The following is a 23,889-nucleotide window of genomic DNA, read 5'->3' on the forward strand; positions in this document are numbered from 1 at the left end:
CGACACGTGCTCCAAACTCTGCTTTCATGGGTTATGGAGACTTGTAGCCGCCATGCGAAGTCACGCTTGGCAGTTTGTCAAACGGTTGCTCGGCCGCGAGGCAGGCGAACGCTGGCGCGAGGCTTGGGGACTAACATTTGCCATTCTTGTGCTGACGCCATTGACCGCGCGGGCCAGCGTCTGGTTTGCGGTCACCTCGGGCGAGTTGATAAATCGGATCGCCTACTTCCACCATCCAGCCACACCCACCACGCCCATGGCATTGTTGACTACAGCGGCAACGCTTGCCGCATTCGCGATCATGAGGGACGTGTTTTTCACAGCTGTCCGCCACTTCTTCTCGACTACGCTTCACGGCAAATGGCGCGCGTGGCTCGATCGACGCTTCAACGAAGCATTGCTCGACAGCAACCATACGCATTTCCCGCTCAGATGCGTCCGGGTCCGCTAAAAAACTCGTACCTCCTCTACGTCCGCGTGTTTTTCCATTGGATCGGGCGTTACCGACATTCCGCCGGCATTCCCGAAACGGGAGACTGTCATGAGAACGTTGTTAATCGCGATCGGGCTGGTGTCTGTTATGGGTGGGACTGGGTTCGCAGCCGAACCGGCCAAGATCGTCGACACCAAGATGGGCAAGGCGTTGGCTGATGACGGGGATGACCCTCTACACTTTCGACAAGGATGCCAAAGAAAAATCCAACTGCGACAAGGATTGTCTAAAGAAATGGCCGGCATTCCACGCCGCCGCGAACGCTAAGGCGGAAGGAAAGTGGTCTCTGGTCAAGGCGGCAGACGGCGGGGAAATGTGGGCGTATGAAGACAAGCCGCTGTACACATATGCCGAGGACAAAAAGGCCGGTGACACTAACGGCGATGGCGTTGGAGGTGTTTGGCACCTGGCCAGATAGCGAAATGAACGGGCGGGCTTCCGATCGCCCGCTTAAGGCACATGCCCCTGGTGTGATAGCAACAAAGCAAAGCAGATATGTTCCGCTCTTGGCGTTGAACATCTGACCCTTTTGAAGCGGAACCTGCGCCCCCGACACAGCGTTCCAACGGGAGATCTGTGCCTACGCGGCCGCTGGGGGGTTCTTTTCGCGAGCGACGTCTCCCCGATGCCTGATGGTCACGGCAGTGCCGGGATTTGCAACGCTCAACTGGATTTCGCTCTCCAGGGTCCTGGCAAGCGCGTCGACGATGCCGGTACCCAGCCCGGGGACAAGTTTGCCGCTCGGCATGCCGATGCCGTCGTCGGTGACACGAAGCGTCCACTCGTTGCCGGTCGAACTATAGTCGATGGCAATTGTGCCGCATTCCTGCCCCGGGAAGGCGTGCTTGAGCGCGTTGATCACCAATTCGGTCACAATAAGCCCGAGCCTGACAGAAACATCGGCTTCAACAGCGCTCTCATCAACTGTCACCGATATCGAAACCCGGTCGTCGGCGAGCATCGACGCGCCAAGGCTTTCGCAAAGCTGGGTGAAGTAGGTGCGCAGTTCGACGCTGCCGGCGCCGGACGTACAAAGCTGCCGTTGCACGGCCGCAATCGACATGACCCGGTGATGGGCGTTGTGAAGGTGGCCGCGCGCTTCGTCCGACTGAACCCGGCGTGCGCTCTGCATGAGAACGCTGGCAATGATCTGAAGGCTATTTGCGACCCGGTGCTGGACCTCCTGCACCAGGATGGCCTTCTCGCGGATAAGGTCATCTTTCAGTTTCGCTTCAGCGCGCGCATCCGTCACATCAGTGATGGCCAGCAGCAGCCGGATATGCGCCTTGTCGCCATCGTCGAGGATCTGCGCATTGACGATCAACTGTCGTGTGCTCCGGTTGGGGCGCTGGAAGTCGATTTCGTAGGCCTCGATCCGGGCGCTTCCGGAAGCGGTAGCGTTTAGGAGCGAGGCGAGCTTGGGCATTGCCCATTCGCCATTTCCAAGCGAACCGAGCGGTCGGCCGGGAACGGTCGCCGGATCGATTTCGAAAGTGCGGCAGAACGATGTGCTCGCTGCAATAACCTTCTGGTCTCTAGACAGGAAAAGCAGCGGCTCGTTCGATGAAACCACCACGGCAAGGGTACTCGCCGCTTCGAAATGGACTATCGGTTCGTTCGACATGAAATGGCCCTCAGGGGCCGAAAACTCGCGGGGCACGAGCCATCACTCGGCAGGAACGCCGCGACACGGGACTTCGTGCTGACGTTCGAGTATAAGGTATCATGTCGGATGCGGGAGACATCACACTTAATTGGCATCGTCGCTGATATCTCGAGCGGAGTGGCGGGCCGCCAGTCCGTTTCCGCTCAAAAGTGAGGGATAGGAGAAGAAAAGCACAATGAGCGATCCAAGGCACGGCAAGTGTGCGCCAGGAGCGGCTTTTACTAAAATCGAATTGTCCAACGACGGGTTCGGGGCCGGTAGGGGAAGCCTGCTACAGGGCAAATTCGTCGGAAAGCCGCCGTTCGGCAACCCACCCAAAGTCTGTTCTAGCTGCCGGCTTCTTCATCCCTCGACACCGATTGCCTCGACGACTTCACCAGCGGGATGTCAATTTCCGGGTGCCGGGCGGGTTATTCTGGAACGAGTCAGGGCCCGCGGTCCGGGTTACTTTGGCGGGCGGAAAGCCGTCGGCATCGGCGCGTATTGGCCGTAGCGCTGGGAACAGCAGCTCCCTCAACACGGCGCGCAAGGTCCTGCCACTAAAGGCCGCATGGCCGACTTCATGGAAACCTTTCCAATGACGGGACGGCGCTTTACGGCTGTGCAGAGTGGCTGAGGCTGACGTCGGGCCCGCACGTTAACGATTGACACTAGCTGTGATGGCAAACACAAACCATATTTCGCTGGTTCGATCTCCGCCGGCCTTGGCATCGACTTTGCGCCGGAATGTTGATCGGTTGCTGGGGGCGGACCGATGAATTGAGCCTGAGGCGCGCCAGGGCCTGTCTGTACTAGTACGGGAATGGCAATGCATAGCGCTCGCGAATGGTTTGTTCCTCGTAACGGTTACGATAAACACCGCGGTCCTGGAGGATCGGGACGACCTTCTTCACGAATTCTTCGATGTCATCAGGTGCCCGGGGCGGCTGAAGCGTGTAGCCGTCGACGGTGCCGTCCGCCCAAAGGTCGATAAGCGCATCGGCGACCTGTTCCGGCGTCCCGAGCAGCAGGCGGTGGTGCCCTTCCGAGCGGCGCACAGCCTGCCTGGCCGTCAACTTCTCATGTGTCAGCAGATCGGAGAGACCAAGGCCCATTCCGACCGCCTGAAGACGGTTGGGATCCGGAACGAAACGCTCGGCATCCAGAATGGCATCCGGATCGAAACCGTTGGGATCAATACCGTTCTCCCTGACGAAGCGTGCGATCAGGCCGTCCTCCGAGCCCGCGCCGCTGAAGAGTTCGTGTTTTCGCAACGCCTCCTCTTTCGTCTCGCCAAGGATCACCACCACCCCGGGCACGATCTTAATGCCCTTCGGGTCGCGACCGATGGCTGCAGCGCGATCCCTGACCTTCTTGCCGAAGGCCTGGCCAGCAGGGCGGGAGAGGATGTTGCAATAAATGATCTCGCCATGGCGGGCGGCGAGCTCGATACCGCCTTCGGATGCGCCTGCCTGCGCGATCACCGGATGGCCTTGAGGGCCACGCGGCACGTTCAGCGGTCCCTTCACTGCGAAATGATCGCCTTCGTGGTCGATCGCATGCGCACTCGCCGCATCCCAGAACCGTTCGTCGGGCACATGGCCGTCGCGGGCGGGATCCCAGCTTGCCCAGAGTTTCTTGGCAACATCGAGAAATTCGGAAGCTTTAGCGTAGCGCTCGGCTCGTGGGGGCAGCGGCGCCGAGCCGAAGTTGGCAGCCACATTCGGATTGAAGGACGAGACGATGTTGATGATCAGCCGGCCACCGGCCACGATATCCGTCGACTGGGTGCGGCGGGCGAGATTATAGGGCGAATTGTATGTGGACGACATGGTTGCGACGAAGCCGATGTCGGGCACCTGTGCCGCAAGCGCCGTACAGAGGATGAGCGGGTCGATGGTATGGAATGGTCGGCTGTTCGGGTCGGTCATCAAGGCTGGATGATCGGACAAGAACACGGCGTCGAACAGACCTTTGTGGGCGAGTTCCGTCAGGCGTCTGTAGTATTGAGGGTCATAGATGTCGTGGCGGCTCCCGCTGCGATATTTCCAGGCGGCCGGCAGATAGCCTGTCGTGTTGATGCCGACATTGAGATTGAGCGTGCGGGGCATGCGAATTGAGGTCCTTCAATAGGCCGCGGTGAAGCGGCGGCGGATGAACTGTCCCTTGTCGAGTTCATCGAGAATGGCGACGGCGAAATCGGCTTCGGAAATCCGGCTTTCGCCCGTATCGTCTCGCAGAAGCGCATCCTCGCCGAGCCTGAAACGGCCGGTTCTTTCGCCGGCCTTGATCGAAAGAGGCGGGGATACATAGGTCCAGTCGAGATCGTGCTCGCCGCGTTTCAGACTGCGCAGGATCTCTCGGTTTCGCAGCGTGTGAGCCTTGTGGTCCGCCGGGTAGAAATCACTGTCGACCACGTCGACGCCGGGGCTTGCCTGGAGGCTTCCGACGCCGCCGACGATGATGATGCGGCGGACGCCGGCGCGCTTGACGCCTTCAAACAGGGAAGCATGTGCATTCTCGATGAGAACCGCGGCATCTTCCGCCGAATGGCGGCGCAGACCGGGACTATAGGCACTGATGACCGCATCGTGGCCGGCGGAGATCTTTGCCACTTCCTCCGGATCGGCAATGTCCGCCTTCAGTGCCGTGAGACGCTCGGCAGGTTCCAGGTTTGAAGAGCGCGTCACGGCTGTCACGCGGTGATTTCGCGAAAGAGCTTCCTTGCGGATGTTGCTGCCGATGTTTCCTGAGGCGCCGAAGACGACAATGGACATGATCGATTTTCCTTAAGGGCTAAAGGGCAGGTATCGCCTTGAGCGGTTGATTGGCGCCGACATTGCGCTGCATGGCGGAAAGCGACGACCGTACGGCCTCGTAGCCGTGTTCGCGCATGGCGTTTTCGTAGTCGTTTAAGGCCGCAAGCAGTGGCTTGCCTTGGCGCCTTGCGGCGACGAGTTCGCGTACGAGCAATCCGGAATCGTAGAGGGCGGTGTTGCCGCCAAGCGCGCGGAAATAGGTCATCGCGTGGATCGCGTCGCCGAGTAGCGTCACCGGACCGCTTTGCCATACCGCGCCGGGTGTGGAGCTCTTGACCTTGAGGAAGGCGACCGTCGACGTGTCGCTGTGGCGAATGAGGTCCAGGATGCGCTCATCCCAGTGACGGATACGGTGAAGCAGCGTTTCGATGAGGGCCGCGCCGTTGAGCCGTTCGAGCAGTTCGTCCGGCCCGAGTTCATCCGTATCATAGGCCGTGTTCCACCAGGTGTAGCTGGTGGAGTTGTTGAAGTGGAAGCCAGGGATATCGGCATGGCCGGGATCTTCCCTGCCTATGAAATCGTGACGCGCATAGGCAGACGGATCCACCCGATGGCTGGTGATCATCAGACCACGACCGTCGCGCGGGCGGATGTTGGTATTGAACTCGGTCAGCAGCGGTGAAATGCCCTGTCGTTCCGCTTCATCGATCGTGATCTTGCCGGCCAACCGGCGTACCCCAGTGTCGATGCTCTTGAGGTCAGGCAGGAGTTGGCGACGCACCGCCGATCCCGCCCCGTCGGCCCCGACCAGAAGATTGGCGTGTACGGCCGAGCCGTCGGAAAAATGCGCAAGCACGGTTCCGTCGGCAAGCTGCTCATAGCGCTCGAACCGTTTGCCTGTGTGAAAAAGGCCGTCGAGCCCGGACAGGAGGATCTGGCGTAGCGTGATGCGGCTGACCGATTTCTCGATATGCGTATCTTCGGGTTCGCCTGATCCCTGGCTCGTGTTCTCGAGCCTTTGGAATGTCTCATCGAGAACAAGGTTTTCCGTCGGCGCAAGCCCGAGCGTATCAAGGAAGGCTTGAAAGAGGTGCGCCGGAAGGTTCGCCTGAAGCGCGTCGATGCCCCGTTGCCGGATCCGCATGCGGAAACCCTGCACATAGTCCGACCGGACCTCGTCGCGCTCGAAGACGGCGGTGTCGATGCCATTCTTCTTGAGGCCTTGCGCCAGGGCGAGCCCACCCGGTCCCCCACCGATGATGGCGACGTCGATGAAGGGTATGGTCATGGCTGGTACTCGGGGACCGCGGTTTCGGCGGTCACTTGTTCGAGGATGAAGTCGGCGACGGTACGGGGCGAACGGCCAAGCAGCGTTGGAACGACGTCGGTCGTCGTCGCGGCGCGACCGGCAGCGATCAATCTTACGAATTGCGCAACGGCGCGGTGTTCGAAGTCACCCTCTTTTGGAACCGTCCGGGGCGGCTTCTCGAGGGCAGCAACCGGCCGTTTCAATGCAGCCGTCAGCAGAGCGGCGACCTGCCGGAACGACACCACGTCCGGGCCGGTGAGGTTGAGCGTGCGCCCCCGAATGCGATCGGCCAGAAGTTGGTGCACGGCGACATCGGCGATGTCGCGCGCGTCGATGTAGCCGATGCCGGCGTCGAGGTTGGCTGCGACGACCTGACTGTTCGTGATCGCGTTCCGGATGGTGTTGGCGAGCGAGACCTGCATCCAGGCATTGGGACGAAGCGAAACAGCCTCGGTCGGAAGGCCATTCAAGTGCCGTTCCACGGCAGCGTGCGCTTCACCGGAGATAGAATTCCCTGGCGGCTCGATCGTCCAGTCGGAGCCCGAGATCTTGACGATGCGGGCAACATTTGCGGCGACGGCAGCATCGGCGACGGCGACCTGGTCCGTGACGAGCCTCGTGCTGATGGGGGATAACAGAAGAAGGCGTCCGACGCCTCGAACGGCCGTGTCGAGCGCGGCGCGGTCGCCAAAATCACCTGCGGCAATCTGCAGAGTTTCACCGAACAGGGCACGTGCCGTCTCCGGGCGTCGGGTAAAGACGCGAACCGGTTGTCCGCGTGCGAGAAGTCGTTCGACAACGAGGCGCCCAAGCTTGCCGGTGGCGCCAGTAACGAGGATCGGCCTCTCACTCATGCGGCGGCCCGCTGCAAGGCGGCCTCTAGCGGTCGGCGATCAATCCAACTGAAGACGTCGAAATCGGCCGGAATGAACTGCCAATCGAGAAGGAAGCGCTTGAAGTGGTCGAACGCGGCGATCTGGTTTTCGTCCAACGCCAGACCGAGATGACGGTGGACGTCCGCGCCGTTCGCCGCCCAGACGGCGTCCTCCCCGACGCCGATCTCGTTGGCGATGAACCGAACTGCTGTGTCCGGGTTCGAGGCCGCCCAATCACCAACACTGGCGACGGTCGACACAAGATCGACGACGAGGTCGAAATGCTGGTCAAGAAAGCGGGCGTCGACTGTCAGCGGCCTTGGCGTGCCATTGTTGATGCGGATCTTTGGATCCGGATGGAAACCGAATTCCGCCACCACAACTGCACCAATCTGATTGGCGAGCACGATGCCTTCTGCACCTTTGACGAAGAAAGCGTCGATCTTGCCCGAGGCCAGGGCCAAGAGTTCCTCGCCATAGGGATATCGGCGCTTCAGGCCCAGGAAGGCGGCGTTGCCCCGTTCGATGAGGTTGCCCTCGTTGGTGTCGAGATAGACGAGTTCGACATCACCGTGATCAAGGCCGTCGAGCGAAAGCGCCGAGACGATGCCTTTCAAGGCGGTGGCCCGCTGGAAGTCGACGACGTCGGAACTGGGCTTGCGTGGTACACCGATGCGGCGGCCTTTCAAGTCCTTCGCGACAGCGATCCCGGAACCTGGAAGCGCGATAATCGCCTGGAACTCGTCTGTCGTGGTGATGCCGACAACGCGTGTGGCGCGGCCGCCGGACCGCGCCCAGATCGGCGGAATGTTGCCGCCCTGTCGGAACGAGTAATCGAGCGCATGGGTAAAATGGCTCTGGCGGACCGACGGATCCTTGCTGTCGCGGATCGAGCGGACGGCAACGCCGGCGTTCTCAAACTGTCTGTCGATCCAGCCGAGCTGATGGGCGATCGACAATGGTGTCGGGGCGGGGCAGCGCGTGTACCAGACGGAAGAGAGGGAAGACATCAGGGAACTCCTAGCGGCCGCCGACGACGGCAAGACGAGGTTGCTGGGGAGGTCGAACGGGGACCGGCTCGAGCGCAACCGCAGGTGTTGCGGCATGCCGGCTGAACGCAGCCTTGGCAAGCATCGTCCGGATCAGGTTGTTTTGCGGCGCGTGCGCCTTGCCGGAAAGCGCATCGCGATGATGGCGTTCCAACGGATTGTCGCGACTGATGCCGGGGTTACCGCCCAGTTCGAGCGCAAGGGTCGTCACGGTGATCGCGTTGGCGATGACCGTGTGTTTGACCGCGGCGGCATCGGCGCCGAAGGGGCGCCCCGCATCGAAATCCTCGGCGATCGAGCGCAGGAGCCGGCGGTTGACCGTCAGCAAGACCTCGATTTCGCCAAGGCCATCCTGGATGCGGGGAACGGTGGAGAGCGGTGCGCCGAGGCTTGCCGGTGCGCGCGAGGTCGTAAATTCGATCAGCCAGTCGCGTGCCCCGCGGGCAGCACCGTCGTAGATCGCGGGGACCAGTGAGAAATACCAGGCGCCCATGCGCTCGTCACGTTTCAGGCCTTCGCTCGCCGGCGCGATGTCGAGAACATCGGCGAGCGGGATCGCGACGTCGTCGAGGATCAGGTCGTCGCTGTTGGTTGCTCGCATGCCCGTTGCGTTCCAGGTTTTTTCGACGCGGATGCCATCGGCCGATGTCGGAACGAGGAATGAGCCCAGCCTCGGCTCAGGCTCGTCAGTAACCGCAAGCACAGCCACCCAGCGCAAGAGCGGGATGCCGGTGGCGTAGGTCTTGTGGCCCGTAATGCGCCACTGATCGCCAACGCGGCGGGCAATCGTTTCGGGCAAGGAACCATGCGATGGCGAACCGACGCGCGGCTCCACCTGTGCCGCATTGATGAGCGCGACACCCTCGCGATTGGCCCGGGTGACACGCTCGACAAGGTGGGGCGGCCACTTGCCTGAGGTTCGCACCGAAAAGTGCTGATTGTAGTGCATCGAAAGAACGAGAGCAGTCGATGGCTCTCCACGCGCGATTGCCGAGACGACCGCCAGCGCTTCCGTCAGTCCACCGCCGAGGCCCCCGTGTTCGAGCGCTGTGACCAGGCCAAGCAGCCCCGCCTCGTGCAGCGCGTCGAAATTGGCGAAGGGGAATTCGCCAGTTTCATCATAGTGGCGTGCTGTCAGGGCGAAGCGTTTTCCGAGTTCTTCGGCCGTGGCAATCACCGGTTCGAAACGTGTGGGGTCGGTCATCGGCTTTACTCGTTCAGGCGACAGCGCGGGCGTCGAGTTCCGCCCAGGGGCGCTGGTCGACCCATTGGTCGATGTCGAAGTTGCTCGCGAGGAACCCCCATTCATGCAGGAAGTCCTTGTAGTGTCCGATCGCCGCGACGAGTTCCGGTTCGAGGCCGATGCCGAGATGTTTGTGGAGATCCGGACCGTTAGCCGCAGCCACGACCTCTTCTGAGGCGCCGACTTCGCGGGCAACAAAGCGACGCACCTCGTCGGGGTGCTCTTCGGCCCATGAGCCGGCCTGTTTCAAGGTCGAGATCAGCTTGGCGACGAGATCGGGCCGATCTTCAGCGAGCCTTTCGTCGACGGTCAGCACCCGAGGGGAGCCGGAATTGATGCGGATCTTCGGGTCCGGGTGGAAACCGAATTCCGCGACCGTGTGAGCCGCAAAGAGATTGGCGACGGCAATACCGGGCGTGCCTTTGACATAAATCGCGTCCACCTCACCGCGCAGCAGTGCGGCCGCTTCCGGCCCGTAGGCCTGCCGGTTTCTGAGGCCGTAGAGCTGCGGGCCCTCCCTGCCATCAAGAACGCTTTCGGAAAGCGGGATATCGACGATCTCGACATCGGAGGGCGTGAGCCCTTCGAGAGACAGAGCGGAAACCAGGCCCTTCAGCGCCGTAGCTGCCATGAAGTCGACGATACCGGGTGGTCGGCGCGCAATGCCGAAGCGCCGGCCGACAAGATCGCGCGTCGTTTTGATCCCGGTCTCGGGCAACGTGATGATGGCCTGGAATTCGTCGGTCCAGGTGATGCCGACGAGCCGCGTCGGGTTGCCTTCCGAGCGGGCGCGGATCGGCGGGACGTTGCCGCCATGGCGAAACGAATAATCGAGATGGTGATCGAAGTGGCTGGATCGGACGGAGCGGTCCTTGCTGTCGATGATCGAGTTGAGCGTAATGCCCTCCGTGGCAAACGCCTTGTCGAGCAGGCCGAGCTGGGTGGCGAGCCCCACGGGTGTCGGGACAGGGCAGCGCGTGTACCAGATTTGCGAGATGGCATTTTTTGTCACGAGGTTCTCCGCTGTCTTCGATGGGGTGTGCCGGGAAGCGTTTTTCGTTGGAGTGGCTCTTCCTAGTCGGTCATTGCTATTAGCTGTACTGATTTCGGATTAGATTTCCCAGACTGGCGCCGTTCACGACATATTGTAGGAATGACGTTCCTGCTAATGGTCACTCTCAGGGTGAAATTACTAAAACAGATTTGACAAAGCCTATGTAATTAGTCAACTATAAAAATCATCCGCGGCGACAAGGTCAGGCCGAGGTGAAGGTTCGCTGTTGGCGGACAGCCAAACGGAGAGGCGACATCGATGCCGGTGCTGATCAGAATTGCGCGAACGCTTCGACGAACGCTTCTGCAGGCAGTTCCAACGATCCTTGGAATTGTGATCCTGAACTTTTTCCTTTTGCAGCTGGCTCCCGGCGACGCGGCCGATGTGCTTGCCGGCGAGGCGGGTTCGGCGACCGAAGAAAGCGTTGCGGCACTGAGAGCCCGCTTCGGCCTGGATAGTCCGGTGCTCGAGCAATTGGCCACCTATCTCGGCAACCTCGCGCAATTCAGCCTTGGATTTTCCCCGCGCTACGGCATGCCGGTCGCCGACCTGATTGCGCAGCGCCTGCCCGGAACATTGACGCTGATGGCGGTGGCACTCGTCATCGCGATCGTCCTCGGTGTCATCCTCGGATCGCTGATGGCGACGTTTGCGGGGCGGATCCCCGATCGGCTTTTGTCGATCTTCTCGCTGCTCTTCTATTCGATCCCGAGTTTCTGGATCGGCCTGATGCTGATCGTGCTCTTCTCGGTCAAGCTCGGCTGGTTGCCGACCGGGGGTGCAGGCACGATCGGATCCCAGCTGAAAGGGTTCCCGGCGCTCTTCGACAAGGCCCGCTACATGGTGCTCCCGGCAACGTCGCTCGCGCTTTTCTACGTCGCGATCTATGCGCGGCTGACGCGCGCCGCCATGCTCGAAGTCAAAAACCAGGACTTTGTCCGCACTGCCTATGCCAAGGGGCTGACGCCTTATGGCGTCACCGCGAGGCATATCTTGCGAAACGCGTTGATCCCGATCACGACCATGGCCGGCATGCACATCGGCGGCATGCTCGGCGGCGCCGTGGTGGTGGAAACCGTCTACAGCTGGCCGGGCCTTGGCAGGCTCGCCTTCGAGGCGGTCATGGGCCGGGATTTCACCGTGCTCCTCGGCATCCTGCTTCTGTCCTCACTTCTCGTCATCATTGCCAATGCCACGGTGGACCTTGTCCACGCCTGGCTCGACCCTCGAATTGGAGCGCGCTGATGTCCGCCACCGACTTCGGAGCTTTCCCAGCGGTTACGGGCGGCGCCTATGCCGCTCCTGCCACGAGCGAGCAGGCTACCGCGCCGGAGCGCCCGTCCTGGTCCAACGTAAAGGCGCCCGATGCGCGCTCCCAGCAGAGCACTGCGGTCGCCATTACCAATGGGCGAAGGGCCCTCAAGGTCTTTCTGGCCAACCCCAATGCCCTGTTCGGAACGGCCTTCCTTGCGCTTGTGATCGCCGTCGCGCTGCTGGCTCCAGTGCTTTATCCCGACGACCCGCTGTCGATGGTCGGAAAACCGTTCCTGTGGCCGGGCCAGGATCCGGCTTTCCCGCTCGGCACGGACGCGCTCGGCCGCGACGTGCTCGCTGGCATCCTGCATGGCTCGCGCATTTCCCTGTTCGTGGGGCTGATGGCAACAGCGCTCGGTCTCACCTTCGGCGTGATCGTCGGCGCGATCGCCGGTTACTTCGGCGGCTGGATCGACGATCTCCTGGTGCGGCTGATCGAGATCTTCCAGACCTTGCCGAGCTTCGTGCTGCTCGTCGTTCTGGTCGCGATCGTCCAACCCTCGGCATCAACGGTGACGCTTGCGATCGCCGTCATTTCCTGGCCGACGGTGGCAAGGCTGACCAGGGCCGAGTTTCGTGCGATCCGAGAGAAGGATTTCGTCATGGCCGCCCGCAGTCTCGGCTTTGGCCATGGACGGATCATCTTCCGCGAGATCCTGCCCAACGCGCTGCCACCGATCATCGTGACGTCATCGGTCATGGTCGCCACCGCAATCCTGATGGAATCCGCACTTTCCTTCATGGGTCTCGGCGACCCCAATGTCGTGAGCTGGGGCTCGATGATCGGTACCGGTCGCGAACTGGTCCGGACCGCCTGGTACCTGACGGCCCTTCCGGGCCTCGCCATCGTCTTTACGGTGCTTGCGCTCAATCTCATCGGCGACGGGCTGAACGATGCCCTTAACCCCCGCTTCACGCAGGATCGTTGACGATGGCGCCGCTGCTCCAGGTCGGAGACCTCACCATCGGCTTTCCGCGTGCCGAGCCAGTCAGAAATCTCTCGTTCGAGGTGGGGGCGGGGGAGACGCTGGCGATCGTCGGCGAGTCCGGTTCGGGCAAATCGTTGACCGCGCTCGCGCTGATGCAGTTGCTGCCGCGCGCAGCACGGGTGACCAGCGGCCGCATCGTCTTTGACGACCGCGATCTTCTGGGGCTCGATGCGCGCGAGATGCGGCAGCTGCGTGGGCGCGACATCGCCATGATCTTTCAGGAGCCGATGACGAGCCTCAATCCGGTCATGTCGATCGGCCGGCAGATCGGCGAAGTGCTGAAGGTGCACGAGAAGCTTTCAGGTCGAGCGGCGCGGGAACGCGCGATCGAACTTTTGAAGCTCGTGCGTATTCCTGCCGCCGAAAAGCGGGTCGACGATTATCCGCATCAGCTGTCGGGCGGCATGCGCCAGCGGGTGATGATTGCCATGGCGGTTGCGTGCCGGCCAAAGTTGCTGATCGCCGACGAACCGACGACGGCGCTCGACGTGACGATCCAGGCGCAGGTGCTCGACCTGCTCGACACGCTCAGGCGCGAGCTTCAGATGGCTGTGGTGTTGATCACCCACGACCTCGGCGTCGTCGCGCAATGGGCCGACAAGGTCGTCGTCATGTATGCCGGCCGCAAGGTCGAGCAGGCCTTGCCCGGAGATCTCTTCAACGATCCGCTGCATCCCTATACGCGCGGGCTGCTTTCGGCCTCGCCACGGCTAAAGAACGACCTTCACTATCTGAGCGGCCGCTTGACGGAGATCCCCGGGTCGATCGTCTCGGCGGCCGGCGAGGCCGGCTGTCCCTTCAGGCCGCGCTGTCGCCAGGCGCGTGCGAGCTGCGGCCATCAGGTGCCGCCGCTGATTGCTCAGACGCCGGAGAGGCTCGTTGCCTGCCCGTTCACTTCGTCCCTCAAGGCCGTGCCCGATGCCGCTCATCTCAGCCTCTGATCTGAAGACACACTACAAGACGCGCGACGGCCTCTTGCGCTCCGTCGATGGCGTCGATCTCGTGGTCGAGCGCGGTGAAACCGTCGGGCTTGTCGGCGAAAGCGGCTGTGGCAAGTCGACGCTTGGCAAGACGCTTTTGCGCCTGGTCGATCCGACCGAGGGGCGGATCGAATTCAAGGGCGAAGACATCACGAGACTTGACCAGGGTCGGCTCAGGAACGTGCGCAAGTCGATCCAGATGATCTTTCAGGATCCCTTCGCGTCGCTCAATCCGCGCCACACGATCGGTGAAATCCTGGAGGCGCCTCTGATCGTGCACAGGGCCGGCAGCCGAGCGCAGCGGCGTGACACCGTTGCCGGCATCATCTCCAAGGTCGGGCTGCCCGCCGATGCCATCAATCGCTATCCGCACGAATTCTCGGGCGGCCAGCGGCAAAGGATCGGCATTGCCCGCGCGCTGCTGCTCAACCCGGACCTGATCGTTTGCGACGAGCCCGTATCGGCGCTCGACCTGTCGATCCAGGCGCAGATCCTGAACCTTTTGGTGGAGATGAAGAAGGAGTTCGGTCTTTCCTATCTTTTCATCAGCCATGACCTGTCTGTGGTGCGTTATTTCTGCGACCGGGTTTTGGTCATGTATCTCGGCCGGATCGTGGAAAGCGCCGACAATGAGACGCTCTGGTCGGACCCGCGCCATCCCTACACGCGCGCTTTGATGGCTGCGGTTCCCGATCCCTCGCGGCCGCGGCAGGCGGCTCCCCTTGGCGGCGATCTGCCGAGCCCGAGCGACATTCCGTCGGGCTGTCGGTTCCACACCCGCTGCCCGCTGGCGACGGACCTCTGCCGCGTCACCGAACCCGAATTCCGCGCCATCAAACCGGGCCATCAGGTGGCCTGTCATGTCGCGGACCAGATCAACTGAAATGGAGAACTTGAATGGTTGAGTATCGCTATCTTGGGCGCAGCGCCCTCAAAGTGTCGCCGCTGACGCTCGGATCCATGATGTTCGGCAACCAGACGCCTGACGACGTTGCCTTCCGCATCATCGACAAGGCGCGCGAGCAGGGCATCAACTTCATCGACACGGCCGACGTCTACCACGACGGGAAGTCGGAAGAGGTGGTCGGGCGCGGCATCAAGGCCAACCGCGACCATTGGGTGGTGGCAACGAAGTTCGTCAATTCGCGTGCGAAGGGGCCGAACCTCGGGGGCTATTCGCGCAAATGGGTCTATCAGACTGTCGAAAACTCGCTGCGCAATCTCGGCACGGACTACATCGACATCCTCTACTTTCATCGCGCCGTCTTCGATGCGCCGCTCGAAGAGCCGGTGCGGGCGATCGCCGACCTGATCAAGGCCGGCAAGCTGCGCTATTTCGGGGTCTCAAACTTCCGGGGATGGCGCATTGCGGAAGTCGCCCATCTCGCCGACCAGCTCGGCATCGATCGGCCGATCGCAAGCCAGCCACTCTATAACATCGTCAACCGCACCGCCGAGGCCGAGCAGCTGCCGGCGGCTGCAGCCTATGGACTGGGTGCTGTGTCCTACAGCCCGCTCGCCCGCGGCGTTCTGACGGGCAAGTACAATCCCGGCGAAGCGCCAGCTGCCGATACCCGCGCCGGACGCGGCGACAAGCGCATGCATGACGTGGAGTTTCGCGAAGAATCGGTGGCGATCGCCAAGGAGATTGCCGCACACGCGAAGGCCAAGGGAATTGCTGCCGCCGATTTCGCGCTCGCCTGGGTGCTGAACAACCGGCTGATCACCTCGACCATCGCAGGGCCCCGCACGGAAGAGCATTGGGATGGCTATATCCGCGCGCTGGACGTCAAGCTCGATGCGGAAGACGAGGCGCTGGTTGATCGCCTGGTCGCGCCCGGTCATCCGTCGACACCGGGCTTCACGGATCCGGGCCACCCGCTCGAAGGCCGTGAGCCGCGGTCCGGCGCGGGCGAAGCCGAGATCATCCCGCTCGCCCGCTCGCAGCGCGTCGCTTGAGAGGGTCCTGGCTGGGTACCTCCCGACCAGTACCATCCTGTTGCAAAGAGCCCCGGATCATCGATCCGGGGCTTCGTTTTGCGCGTGACTATTCCGCAGCTACGGCCTGCTGGTGCCTGAGGCCGAGAAGGCGCCGGGCGTTGCCGCCAGCAACGAGACGTGCCTCCTGATCGCTTAGTCCCGCTTGCTCCAAGCTCTGCCGCAACGCGTCCGCATCGAGCGCAGGAAGAATTGGCCAGTCCGTGCCGGCAAGCACGCGGTCTGCGCCGAAAAAGCCTGTCAGCGTGCGTACGATGTCCGGATCATGCCCCATCGTGTCGAAGTAGATATTGGGCCGTCGCCCCGCTTCCCTGGCAGAGCGAGCATAGATGCCGCCGCGTGCCGCCTGGACAATCGCGCCCAGACCGAGCGTTGCAAAGACCAGATGCAGGTCTGGCAGTTCGTCAAGAAGCGGAGACTGGCTGACCGACAGGAAGGCGACGCCGTTCATCAATCCACGCCCGAGCGAGTTGCCGAGATTGCCGGCGCCGTCGATCAGAACGCCGGCGTCCGGGTGGGCGACGGGATGCACGAAAACCGGAACCCTGTGGCGCGCCGCAACTTCGAGCGTGGGGCGGACGGCGGGATCGGCGATGAACTTGCTGGCGCGTGAACTGTCAATCACCAGTCCTGAAAGACCGAGCTCGACGATTGCCCGCTCGGCTTCGCGGGCCGCTTCGTCGCCGGCAAAGGCATCGACGACGGCAAATCCGGTGAGGGTAGAATGCTCGCGCGAAAGCGTCGCCAGCCAGTCGTTGGCCTCCCGGACGGCTTCAAGCGGTATGCTTGCCTCCAATCCGAAGAGGCTTTCGATCGTCGCCGTGACCACAGCGAGCGACACGCCGCCTTGTTCAAGTTCGTCGACCAGCGCCTGAGGCGTCGTGATCTTTCGATGTATCTCCGGCGAAAATGCGCCAGCGGGCTTTTCGTATTTGCCTCCGGGACGCCAGGCTGGCGGCCAGAGATGGGCATGGATGTCGACGATATCGAGCGGAGCGGTCATTCGGCGGCAACCTTTCTCGCTTGGCGTTCAGCAATGCCAGCTTTGACCAGCGGCACGACATCACGCCCATAGGTGACGGTATCTTCTGTCGGGTAGAAGCCACGAACGAGGAAGTTGGAAACGCCCGCGTCGTAATAGTCGAGGATGGCGTCGGCGACCTGTTCGGGTGTCCCGACAAGAGCTGTCGAATTTCCGCCGGCGCCACTCGCTTCTGCGACTTCGGTCCAGAGCCGCTTGTCCAGCACCTTGCCGCGGCTGGCGGCCTGCCGCAGGCGAACAGAACCGACGTTAGATGGCAGCTTCTCGCCGTTGCCGCCGGCCGAGCGCGCGACCTGTGACTTGACCTTCTCGAGGATATCGGCCGCCTTTGCCCAGGCGGCGTCTTCGGTCTCAGCCACGACGGTGCGAAAGGCGAGGGTGAAGCGGATATCGTCTGCCGCGCGACCATTGGCAATCGCCGCTGTGCGTACCTTGCCTATGGTTTCCCGTGCGCCGTCGAGCGGTTCGCCCCAGAGCGCATAAATATCGGCGTGCTTACCGGCAACGGCGATCGCCGCATCGGACGAACCGCCGAAGGAAATCGGGATACGGGGCTTCTGGAACGGCTTTACCTGGCTATAGGCGCCCTTGAACCTGTAGAAGCGCCCCTCGTGATCGAAGGGCTGATCGCTCTCCCAGACTTTCCTCAGCACCTGCAGATACTCGTCGGTGCGGGCATAGCGGGTGTCGTGATCCTCGAAGTCGCCGTCGCGAGCCTGGTCCGTGTCGGATCCGCCGGTGATGATATGCACCCACAAGCGGCCTTCGGAGAACTGATCGAGGGTGGCAAGCTGGCGCGCGCCGAGTGTCGGGGCCATCAGGCCGGGCCGGTGGGCAAGCAGCGCCCCGATCCGGTCGGTCTGGCTGAAGACATAGGCGGCGATCTGGTTGTTGTCGGGCCATTGCGCGAACTGGCCGATCAGCAGACGATCGATGCCGGCGGCCTCCGCGGCCTGCACGTGATTGCGAATATAGGTCTTGTCGATGACCGGACCGGAGGCCGGCACGATGTCGGACCCTTCCCTGTTGGACGTATGGCCGATGAATTCGGGACGCATGGAGAACTCCTTCAGAATGCTGGGCGCGCAGATCGCAATAATCTATTTATCATATGTATTTTGTCGATTGCTTTTTGCCCGCCGATCTTGGGATGGATTGTCGTGCGATGGGCCCTTCGGGAACTTTTCCTCCACCAAGGCGGCTTTTACAGACACTCATCCTGTCTGCGTGCACATCGCCGGTCCGGCAAAGGCTTCGGCGTGAGTAGCTTTTTTCAGAAAAGCCCTGGACTTTAGAATTACACTATCTCGATAAATATAGTAGATTTTATAAAGTCTGGCTAACACCCTGACAGGGGTGCTGGAGAAATCGGCGTTGCCTGTGCTTCGCCTGCTAGGGGATACTCAGATGACAGCAAGACACAACGGGACTTTCAAGCCGACGCGGCGCGCGTTCCTCCTTTCCTCCGTTGCGCTGGCGAGCGCGATTGCCGTTCCAATGCTGCCGGTGCCCTCGCTCGCGGCAGACGAGCCGCCGCGCGGCGGCAGCGTATCGATCAACATCGGCACCGAACCGCCAGTTCTTGTCCTTATCGCCCATAGCGCCGGCGCTGCCTACTACATCAGCGGCAAGGCGACCGAGAGCCTGCTCACCTATGACAAGGACTTCAATCCTCAGCCGCTGCTCGCCACCGAGTGGACGGTCAGCGAAGATGGCCTGCGCTACTGGTTCAAGCTGCGCCAGGGTGTCCGTTGGCACGACGGCAAGGATTTCACGGCCGAAGACGTCGCCTTTTCGATCCTGGCGCTTAAGGAAAACCACCCACGTGGTCGGGCGACCTTTGCCCATGTGAAGGAGGCCAATATTCTCAATTCGCATGAGGTCGAATTGATCCTTGCCAAGCCGGCTCCTTACCTTTTGACCGCCTTTGCAAGCTTCGAGGCGCCAATCGTCCCGAAGCACCTCTATGAAGGCACAAAGATTGCGGAAAACCCGCACAACGTCGCGCCTGTCGGCACCGGCCCCTACAAGTTCGTCGAATGGGTGCGCGGAAGCCATGCGCTTTTCGTGCGCAACGAGGACTATTGGGGTTCGCCCAAGCCCTACCTTGATCAGATCATCTTCCGCTTCATCATCGATCCGGCGGCAGCCGTCGCTGCGATCGAGACCGGCGAGGTGCAGGTCTCGACCGCCAACCTGCCGCTCACCGACATCGACCGGCTGAAGGCCAACCCGAACCTCGTCGTCGATACCGATCCGGCGCCCTATTCGCCGAGCATCGCCCGCGCCGAGTTCAATCTCGAAAACAAGTATCTTGCCGACATCAAGGTGCGCCATGCGATCGCGCACGCGGTCGACAAGGACTTTATCGTCAATACCGTCTACCTCGGCTATGCAACGCGGCTCGACGGGCCTGTCAGCCCGGATCTCGCGAAGTTCTACACTCCGGACCTTCCCAAATACGAGTTCGACCCGGCCAAGGCCGAAAAGCTCCTCGACGAGGCAGGTTATGCGCGGGGCGCCGACGGTTTCCGCTTCAAGCTGTTCATCGATCCGACCCAGCCTTCCGGTCCTCCCAAGCAGACCGCGGAATACATCGCCCAGGCCCTTGCCAAAGTGGGCATCAAGGTAGAGCTGCGAACCCAGGACTTTGCGACTTTCGTCAAGCGCGTCTTCACCGATCGCGACTTCGATATCGCCATTGAAGGCATGAGTAACCTCTACGACCCGACCGTCGGTGTTCAGCGGCTCTACTGGTCGAAGAACTTCAAGCCGGGCGTGCCCTTCACCAACGGGTCCAAGTATTCGAACCCGGACGTCGATCGACTGCTCGAAACGGCCGCCGTCGAGATCGATCCGAAGAAGCGCCTGCAGCTCTTCAACGAGTTCCAGAAACTGGTGGTTCAGGATCTGCCGACGCTCGACATCGTCACCCCGGCTGTCATCACCGTCTACGACAAGCGGGTAAAGAACCTGAAGCTCGGCGTCGAGCATCTCTGGAGCAATGGGGCAGGCATCTATCTCGACGGGCAATCGTAAATGATCTCGACGACGTAGTCGTCGAAGGCGCGAGTGTAGCCGGAGCGGACCCTGGCTGCACTCTCTTTTTCTTCAGTGTCGGAGTTGACGTGTGACGATAACCAAGGTGCTGACTGTTTCCCGCCCAACACGCGCGCAGCTTCTCGCGCGCATTCCCGGCTTCGTGGCCGAAGTCGCCAAGGGCGCGTCCGAACGAGACCTGCAGCGTCAACTTCCCTTCGAAGCCTTCAAGCTTTTCCGCGAGCTGGAACTTGGAACCCTGCGCATCCCGGCGGCGCTCGGCGGGCCGGGCGGTTCTGTTGCAGATTACATCGAGATGATCGCGGCGATCGGTGCTGCCGATTCCAACGTCGCCCACGCGCTCCGGTCCCATTTCAACTATGTCGAAAACGTTATCCTCAGCGAGCCTCGTGAGCGGGATGCCGGTGCGGTCGAGCTTATTCTGAGCGGCAAGCTTTTTGGCGGCGCCCATACAGAGCAAGGCACGGCTCGCCCCGGCCAGGTGACGACGACGATCGCCAGAAAGGGCGACACCTACAGGCTCAACGGCCGCAAATGGTATGCCACGGGAACAGCCTTTGCCGACTTCGCTTCGTTCAGCGCGCTGGACGAGGAGGGGCAGGCCGTTGGTGTTCTCCTGCCGGTCGACCGGCAGGGCATTACCATTCTTGACGATTGGGATGGCATGGGGCAGCGCCTGACCGCCAGCGGCGGCGTCATCCTCGACAATGTCGAGGTGTTTCCGCACGAATTGGCCCGGCGCGCCCTCGACAATCTCGTCGGTCGCCACTGCTCGACGCTGCGCCAGTTGCATCTGGCGGCAAGTGCTGCCGGCGCGGTGCGCAACGTCCTTTCGGACGGCCTTGCCTATGTTCGCAGCCAAGCGCGATCTGCCGCCCACAGCAGCGCCGAAACGGCCAATCAGGATCCGTTCGTGCAGCAGGTGATCGGCGAAATCGCCGCCAATTCCTTCGCGATCGACACGGCGGTTGCCGCCGCCGCGGTTGCGCTCGACCGGACGGTTGCCGCCTTGGGCAGTAGCAACGATGCCGAGATCGAGGACGCCTTGATCGAGAGCGCGCTGACGACAGCGCGAGCGCAGCTTGTTCTTGGCCAGCTCGGATTGCGAAGCGCTGAGCGCATGTTCGAGCTCGGCGGTGGCTCGGCGACTTCGCGCGGCAACAACTTCGATCGGCACTGGCGCAACATCCGCACCGTTCTCAACCACAACCCGCTCCTGCATAAGTCGCGTGTGCTGGGCGACTACCTGCTGAACGGCACGACCACGCATCTGAGGGAAGGAAGGGTGTTTTGACTGCACACACCTGTCTGGCAGCGCCTGCGGTCTGGTCGGCTTGCTGACGGTCGCTTCGGCGCTCAACTGAGCCGATGGTTGGAAGCTCTATCGTCGCAAACTCCCAGGCGTGAGGAGAAAAAACTACGCGCGGCGGTAAGCTTGGAAAGGGCGCTCTAGAATGAAGGTGAAATCTATCGATTATATGTGCTAATATACACCTTTCGCACAGGAGAACGTCATTATGATTTCCAGACGCCTTTTCTCGATAGCGCTTGCGGCCCTGTTTACGGTGCCGCTTCTTGAGCTCGCTCCCGCAGCAGCCTCCGACAAAGTGATCCGCATTGGCTACCAGAAATACGGCACGCTTGTGCTGCTCAAGGGAAAGGGTCTTCTGGAGAAGAAGCTGGAGAAGATCGGCTACACGGTCACATGGGCAGAATTCCCGGCGGGCCCGCAACTTCTCGAAGCCTTGAATGTCGGCGCAGTCGATTTCGGTACGACGGGAGAAACGCCGCCGATCTTCGCGCAGGCGGCCGGCGCGCCGCTGGTCTATATCGCCCATGAACCGCCGGCGCCGCGCGGCGAGGCGATCCTCGTGCCGAAGGGTAGCCCCATCCAGAAGGTTTCGGATCTCAAGGGTAAGACCGTCGCCCTTAACAAGGGTTCGAACGTGCACTTCCTCCTGGTGAAGGCGCTGGAGGAGGCTGGTCTCAACTATAGCGACATCAAGACCTCCTTCCTTCCGCCCGCCGACGCCCGCGCTGCCTTTGAACAGGGCGCCGTCGATGCCTGGGTGATCTGGGACCCGTTCCAGGCTGCAGCCGAGCTCGCGATCGAGGCACGCGAACTTCGAAACGGCGAAGGGATCGTACCCAACCACCAGTTCTACCTGGGCGCAAAGCCATTCGTGGACGGCCATCCCGAGGCCGTCGATACGGTGATCGAGGCCGTTGCAGAGATCGACGAATGGGCGAAGGCCAATCCGGCCGCCGCGGCCGCCGAACTTTCGCCTTCCGTTGGCATTCCCGCGGACGTGCTGGCCGTCGCGCTGCAGCGACAATCGTACGGCGTGAAGGCTCTCGATGAGGGCATCGTCAAACAGCAACAGACGATCGCCGATACCTTCTTCGAACTCGGCCTGATCCCGAACAAGATCTCGATCGCGGACGTCGTGCGCAAAGGCGGTGCCTGATGGTGGACGTGTCGGTAGCCGGTATTGCTACCGGCGAAGCCCGCAGGCCCAATCTGAAGAACCTGTGGAGCGGGCTCGCTCCATGGGCTCTTCCGCTTGCGCTTCTCGTCGTTTGGGAAATTGCGGCGCGCACGGGTCTCGTCACCGCCCGCCTCATGCCGGCGCCGACGACGATTGCTGCGGCCTTCTGGCGGTCGTTGCTTGATGGCTCGCTTCTTTTCCATACGCTCGCCTCCACCCGTCGGGCCTTCATAGGCCTTGCGATCGGCGGTGGGCTCGGCTTCGTCGCCGGCGTCGTTACCGGTCTGTGGAAACCGGCCGAAACCCTCCTCGACAGCACCGTCCAGATGGTGCGCAACATCCCGCATCTTGCCTTGATCCCGCTCGTGATCCTCTGGTTCGGTATCGATGAAACCGCCAAGATCTTTCTGGTTTCGATCGGCGTCTTTTTCCCGATCTACATCAACACCTTCTATGGCGTGCGAACCATCGACCCTCAGATCGTTGAAATGGCGTCCGTCTACGGGCTCGACCGCAGGGCGCTGATCCGCCGCATCATTCTTCCCGGCGCGCTGCCCTCCATCCTGGTCGGCCTGCGCTATGCTCTCGGTTTCATGTGGCTGACGCTGATCGTCGCTGAAACGATTTCATCGACGAACGGCATTGGATACATGACGATGAACGCGCGGGAGTTCCTGCAGACGGACGTCGTCCTGCTCGGCATTATCGTCTATGCGCTTCTCGGAAAATTCGCTGATGTTGTGACCCGTTCGATTGAGAAGCGCGTTCTCGTATGGCATCCGGCCTATCAGTTGAAGCAGGGGGGCCGACAATGAGTGCCCTGCAGGCCCATGTGAGGGAAAGCGACGGCGGTCTCCCGATTTCGCTGTCGCGGGTCGAAAAGTCTTTCGGCCAGCTCAACGTCCTCGACAGTTTCAACCTGGAAGTTCCCGCGGGCCAGTTTCTTGCCGTCGTCGGAAGGTCGGGTGGCGGCAAATCAACCTTGTTGCGGCTGATCGCCGGTCTTGATGCGGCAACAGCGGGCCGCGTCAGTATCGCCGGACAAAAGGTTGACCGCACCCTTGCGTCCGTGCGCCTGCTTTTCCAGGAGGCGCGCCTTGTTCCCTGGCAGCGGGTCATCGAGAACGTCGGCATCGCCCGCGGCCAGAACTGGCAAGAAACTGCCCGTCGAGCGCTCGCGGACGTGGGGTTGGGGGGACGTGAAAACGATTGGCCGAGTGTACTTTCCGGCGGCCAGCGTCAGCGCGTGGCTCTCGCCCGCGCCCTCGTCAGTGCGCCGCAGATCCTGTTGCTCGACGAACCTTTCGGCGCGCTCGATGCGCTGACGCGCATTGAAATGCATCGCCTGCTCGAGGGGATCTGGACGGGTCGAGGTTTTACCACCGTGCTGATCACCCACGACGTCGCGGAGGCGGTGGCGCTTGCCGACCGTGTGGTGGTGCTGCGGGAAGGGGCAATCGCGCTCGATATCGACATCGATCTCGAGCGTCCGCGGCGGGAGCTGGCTGACCCCCGTGCGGTCGATTTGCAGCGTCAGATACTTGAGGCCGTGTAGCGTTCGATTTGACTGCCGGCGAGAGCGTTGGGGTT

General features: G+C 61.8%; 21 protein-coding genes and 1 pseudogene. 12 read left to right on the forward strand and 10 right to left on the reverse strand.

The window, feature by feature from the left end; genetic code table 11:
- The first annotated feature begins 52 nt into the window (after window positions 1–52).
- On the forward strand, window positions 53–451 hold the full coding sequence (locus FA04_RS29445) for a hypothetical protein (RefSeq protein WP_034791558.1): 399 nt from the start codon (window positions 53–55) through the stop codon (window positions 449–451).
- 90 nt (window positions 452–541) lie between these two features.
- Window positions 542–911, forward strand: a pseudogene (locus FA04_RS29450) (COG4315 family predicted lipoprotein).
- 162 nt (window positions 912–1,073) lie between these two features.
- On the opposite strand, the gene FA04_RS29455 reads toward FA04_RS29450, so the two are convergent.
- The 8 genes from FA04_RS29455 to FA04_RS29490 all read right to left on the reverse strand — a co-directional run bounded on the left by FA04_RS29455 (window position 1,074) and on the right by FA04_RS29490 (window position 10,385).
- Entirely contained in the window at window positions 1,074–2,117 is a 1,044-nt protein-coding gene (locus tag FA04_RS29455; protein ID WP_034791560.1) for a sensor histidine kinase, read from the reverse strand.
- A gap of 833 nt (window positions 2,118–2,950) precedes the next feature.
- Complete coding sequence (locus tag FA04_RS29460) at window positions 2,951–4,249, reverse strand: NtaA/DmoA family FMN-dependent monooxygenase (RefSeq protein ID WP_034791563.1); 1,299 nt, start codon at window positions 4,247–4,249, stop codon at window positions 2,951–2,953.
- A gap of 15 nt (window positions 4,250–4,264) precedes the next feature.
- The gene (locus FA04_RS29465; RefSeq protein WP_034791565.1) at window positions 4,265–4,915 is read right to left on the reverse strand and encodes an NAD(P)-dependent oxidoreductase; all 651 of its coding nucleotides are present in this window, start codon (window positions 4,913–4,915) and stop codon (window positions 4,265–4,267) included.
- A 19-nt stretch (window positions 4,916–4,934) separates the two neighbouring features.
- Window positions 4,935–6,185, reverse strand: coding sequence for an FAD-dependent oxidoreductase (locus FA04_RS29470; RefSeq protein WP_034791567.1), 1,251 nt, complete (start codon window positions 6,183–6,185; stop codon window positions 4,935–4,937).
- A complete protein-coding gene (locus FA04_RS29475) occupies window positions 6,182–7,060 on the reverse strand; it encodes an NAD(P)H-binding protein (RefSeq protein WP_034791569.1) in 879 nt (292 codons plus the stop codon). Before FA04_RS29475 ends, FA04_RS29470 begins: the two co-directional genes overlap by 4 nt.
- Window positions 7,057–8,091: an ABC transporter substrate-binding protein gene (locus FA04_RS29480; protein WP_034791572.1), complete on the reverse strand. Its 1,035-nt coding sequence runs from the start codon at window positions 8,089–8,091 to the stop codon at window positions 7,057–7,059. The genes FA04_RS29475 and FA04_RS29480 overlap by 4 nt, the downstream gene beginning before the upstream one ends.
- Before the next feature lie 10 nt (window positions 8,092–8,101).
- On the reverse strand, window positions 8,102–9,334 hold the full coding sequence (locus FA04_RS29485; RefSeq protein ID WP_034791574.1) for an acyl-CoA dehydrogenase family protein: 1,233 nt from the start codon (window positions 9,332–9,334) through the stop codon (window positions 8,102–8,104).
- 13 nt (window positions 9,335–9,347) lie between these two features.
- Window positions 9,348–10,385 carry an ABC transporter substrate-binding protein gene (locus FA04_RS29490; protein WP_034791576.1) on the reverse strand — a complete coding sequence of 346 codons (1,038 nt, stop codon included), beginning with the start codon at window positions 10,383–10,385 and terminating at the stop codon, window positions 9,348–9,350.
- A gap of 300 nt (window positions 10,386–10,685) precedes the next feature.
- On the opposite strand from FA04_RS29490, the gene FA04_RS29495 reads away from it, so the two are divergent.
- From FA04_RS29495 to FA04_RS29515, 5 genes are read left to right on the forward strand one after another with little or no spacing between them, the layout of a single operon-like run.
- Window positions 10,686–11,672, forward strand: coding sequence for an ABC transporter permease (locus FA04_RS29495; RefSeq protein ID WP_034791577.1), 987 nt, complete (start codon window positions 10,686–10,688; stop codon window positions 11,670–11,672).
- The gene (locus FA04_RS29500; protein ID WP_034791579.1) at window positions 11,672–12,670 is read left to right on the forward strand and encodes an ABC transporter permease; all 999 of its coding nucleotides are present in this window, start codon (window positions 11,672–11,674) and stop codon (window positions 12,668–12,670) included. Before FA04_RS29495 ends, FA04_RS29500 begins: the two co-directional genes overlap by 1 nt.
- A gap of 2 nt (window positions 12,671–12,672) precedes the next feature.
- Window positions 12,673–13,671, forward strand: a complete 999-nt coding sequence (locus FA04_RS29505; RefSeq protein WP_034791581.1) for an ABC transporter ATP-binding protein — start codon at window positions 12,673–12,675, stop codon at window positions 13,669–13,671.
- The gene (locus FA04_RS29510; protein WP_034791583.1) at window positions 13,649–14,593 is read left to right on the forward strand and encodes an ABC transporter ATP-binding protein; all 945 of its coding nucleotides are present in this window, start codon (window positions 13,649–13,651) and stop codon (window positions 14,591–14,593) included. The genes FA04_RS29505 and FA04_RS29510 overlap by 23 nt, the downstream gene beginning before the upstream one ends.
- A 14-nt stretch (window positions 14,594–14,607) precedes the next feature.
- Complete coding sequence (locus tag FA04_RS29515; protein ID WP_034791585.1) at window positions 14,608–15,669, forward strand: aldo/keto reductase; 1,062 nt, start codon at window positions 14,608–14,610, stop codon at window positions 15,667–15,669.
- An 88-nt stretch (window positions 15,670–15,757) separates the two neighbouring features.
- On the opposite strand, the gene FA04_RS29520 is transcribed toward FA04_RS29515, so the two are convergent.
- Both FA04_RS29520 and FA04_RS29525 read right to left on the reverse strand, forming a co-directional pair.
- Window positions 15,758–16,711 carry an amidohydrolase family protein gene (locus FA04_RS29520; RefSeq protein ID WP_034791587.1) on the reverse strand — a complete coding sequence of 318 codons (954 nt, stop codon included), beginning with the start codon at window positions 16,709–16,711 and terminating at the stop codon, window positions 15,758–15,760.
- Entirely contained in the window at window positions 16,708–17,808 is a 1,101-nt protein-coding gene (locus FA04_RS29525; RefSeq protein ID WP_034791588.1) for an LLM class flavin-dependent oxidoreductase, read from the reverse strand. Before FA04_RS29525 ends, FA04_RS29520 begins: the two co-directional genes overlap by 4 nt.
- Before the next feature lie 349 nt (window positions 17,809–18,157).
- Between FA04_RS29525 and FA04_RS29530 the strand changes: the two genes are divergently transcribed.
- The 5 genes from FA04_RS29530 (at window position 18,158) to FA04_RS29550 (ending at window position 23,854) form a co-directional block, all read left to right on the forward strand.
- Entirely contained in the window at window positions 18,158–19,789 is a 1,632-nt protein-coding gene (locus FA04_RS29530; protein ID WP_034791602.1) for an ABC transporter substrate-binding protein, read from the forward strand.
- Between the two features lie 91 nt (window positions 19,790–19,880).
- Complete coding sequence (locus FA04_RS29535; protein ID WP_051659222.1) at window positions 19,881–21,104, forward strand: acyl-CoA dehydrogenase family protein; 1,224 nt, start codon at window positions 19,881–19,883, stop codon at window positions 21,102–21,104.
- Between the two features lie 220 nt (window positions 21,105–21,324).
- Window positions 21,325–22,278: a sulfonate ABC transporter substrate-binding protein gene (locus FA04_RS29540; RefSeq protein ID WP_082936605.1), complete on the forward strand. Its 954-nt coding sequence runs from the start codon at window positions 21,325–21,327 to the stop codon at window positions 22,276–22,278.
- Window positions 22,278–23,114: an ABC transporter permease subunit gene (locus FA04_RS29545; protein ID WP_051659223.1), complete on the forward strand. Its 837-nt coding sequence runs from the start codon at window positions 22,278–22,280 to the stop codon at window positions 23,112–23,114. The genes FA04_RS29540 and FA04_RS29545 overlap by 1 nt, the downstream gene beginning before the upstream one ends.
- Complete coding sequence (locus FA04_RS29550; protein WP_090299375.1) at window positions 23,072–23,854, forward strand: ATP-binding cassette domain-containing protein; 783 nt, start codon at window positions 23,072–23,074, stop codon at window positions 23,852–23,854. Before FA04_RS29545 ends, FA04_RS29550 begins: the two co-directional genes overlap by 43 nt.
- Window positions 23,855–23,889: the final 35 nt, after the last annotated feature.

Origin of the sequence: Ensifer adhaerens, from assembly GCF_000697965.2 — a bacterium.
In the GTDB taxonomy this organism is placed as follows: Bacteria; Pseudomonadota; Alphaproteobacteria; order Rhizobiales; family Rhizobiaceae; genus Ensifer; species Ensifer adhaerens.

Coding starts and splice junctions, on each gene's coding strand:
- FA04_RS29445 (WP_034791558.1), top strand. CDS start 53: ATGCGAAGTCACGCTTGGCAGTTTGTCAAACGGTTGCTCGGCCGCGAG.
- FA04_RS29455 (WP_034791560.1), bottom strand. CDS start 2,117: ATGTCGAACGAACCGATAGTCCATTTCGAAGCGGCGAGTACCCTTGCC.
- FA04_RS29460 (WP_034791563.1), bottom strand. CDS start 4,249: ATGCCCCGCACGCTCAATCTCAATGTCGGCATCAACACGACAGGCTAT.
- FA04_RS29465 (WP_034791565.1), bottom strand. CDS start 4,915: ATGTCCATTGTCGTCTTCGGCGCCTCAGGAAACATCGGCAGCAACATC.
- FA04_RS29470 (WP_034791567.1), bottom strand. CDS start 6,185: ATGACCATACCCTTCATCGACGTCGCCATCATCGGTGGGGGACCGGGT.
- FA04_RS29475 (WP_034791569.1), bottom strand. CDS start 7,060: ATGAGTGAGAGGCCGATCCTCGTTACTGGCGCCACCGGCAAGCTTGGG.
- FA04_RS29480 (WP_034791572.1), bottom strand. CDS start 8,091: ATGTCTTCCCTCTCTTCCGTCTGGTACACGCGCTGCCCCGCCCCGACA.
- FA04_RS29485 (WP_034791574.1), bottom strand. CDS start 9,334: ATGACCGACCCCACACGTTTCGAACCGGTGATTGCCACGGCCGAAGAA.
- FA04_RS29495 (WP_034791577.1), top strand. CDS start 10,686: ATGCCGGTGCTGATCAGAATTGCGCGAACGCTTCGACGAACGCTTCTG.
- FA04_RS29500 (WP_034791579.1), top strand. CDS start 11,672: ATGTCCGCCACCGACTTCGGAGCTTTCCCAGCGGTTACGGGCGGCGCC.
- FA04_RS29505 (WP_034791581.1), top strand. CDS start 12,673: ATGGCGCCGCTGCTCCAGGTCGGAGACCTCACCATCGGCTTTCCGCGT.
- FA04_RS29510 (WP_034791583.1), top strand. CDS start 13,649: ATGCCGCTCATCTCAGCCTCTGATCTGAAGACACACTACAAGACGCGC.
- FA04_RS29515 (WP_034791585.1), top strand. CDS start 14,608: ATGGTTGAGTATCGCTATCTTGGGCGCAGCGCCCTCAAAGTGTCGCCG.
- FA04_RS29520 (WP_034791587.1), bottom strand. CDS start 16,711: ATGACCGCTCCGCTCGATATCGTCGACATCCATGCCCATCTCTGGCCG.
- FA04_RS29525 (WP_034791588.1), bottom strand. CDS start 17,808: ATGCGTCCCGAATTCATCGGCCATACGTCCAACAGGGAAGGGTCCGAC.
- FA04_RS29530 (WP_034791602.1), top strand. CDS start 18,158: ATGACAGCAAGACACAACGGGACTTTCAAGCCGACGCGGCGCGCGTTC.
- FA04_RS29545 (WP_051659223.1), top strand. CDS start 22,278: ATGGTGGACGTGTCGGTAGCCGGTATTGCTACCGGCGAAGCCCGCAGG.
- FA04_RS29550 (WP_090299375.1), top strand. CDS start 23,072: ATGGCATCCGGCCTATCAGTTGAAGCAGGGGGGCCGACAATGAGTGCC.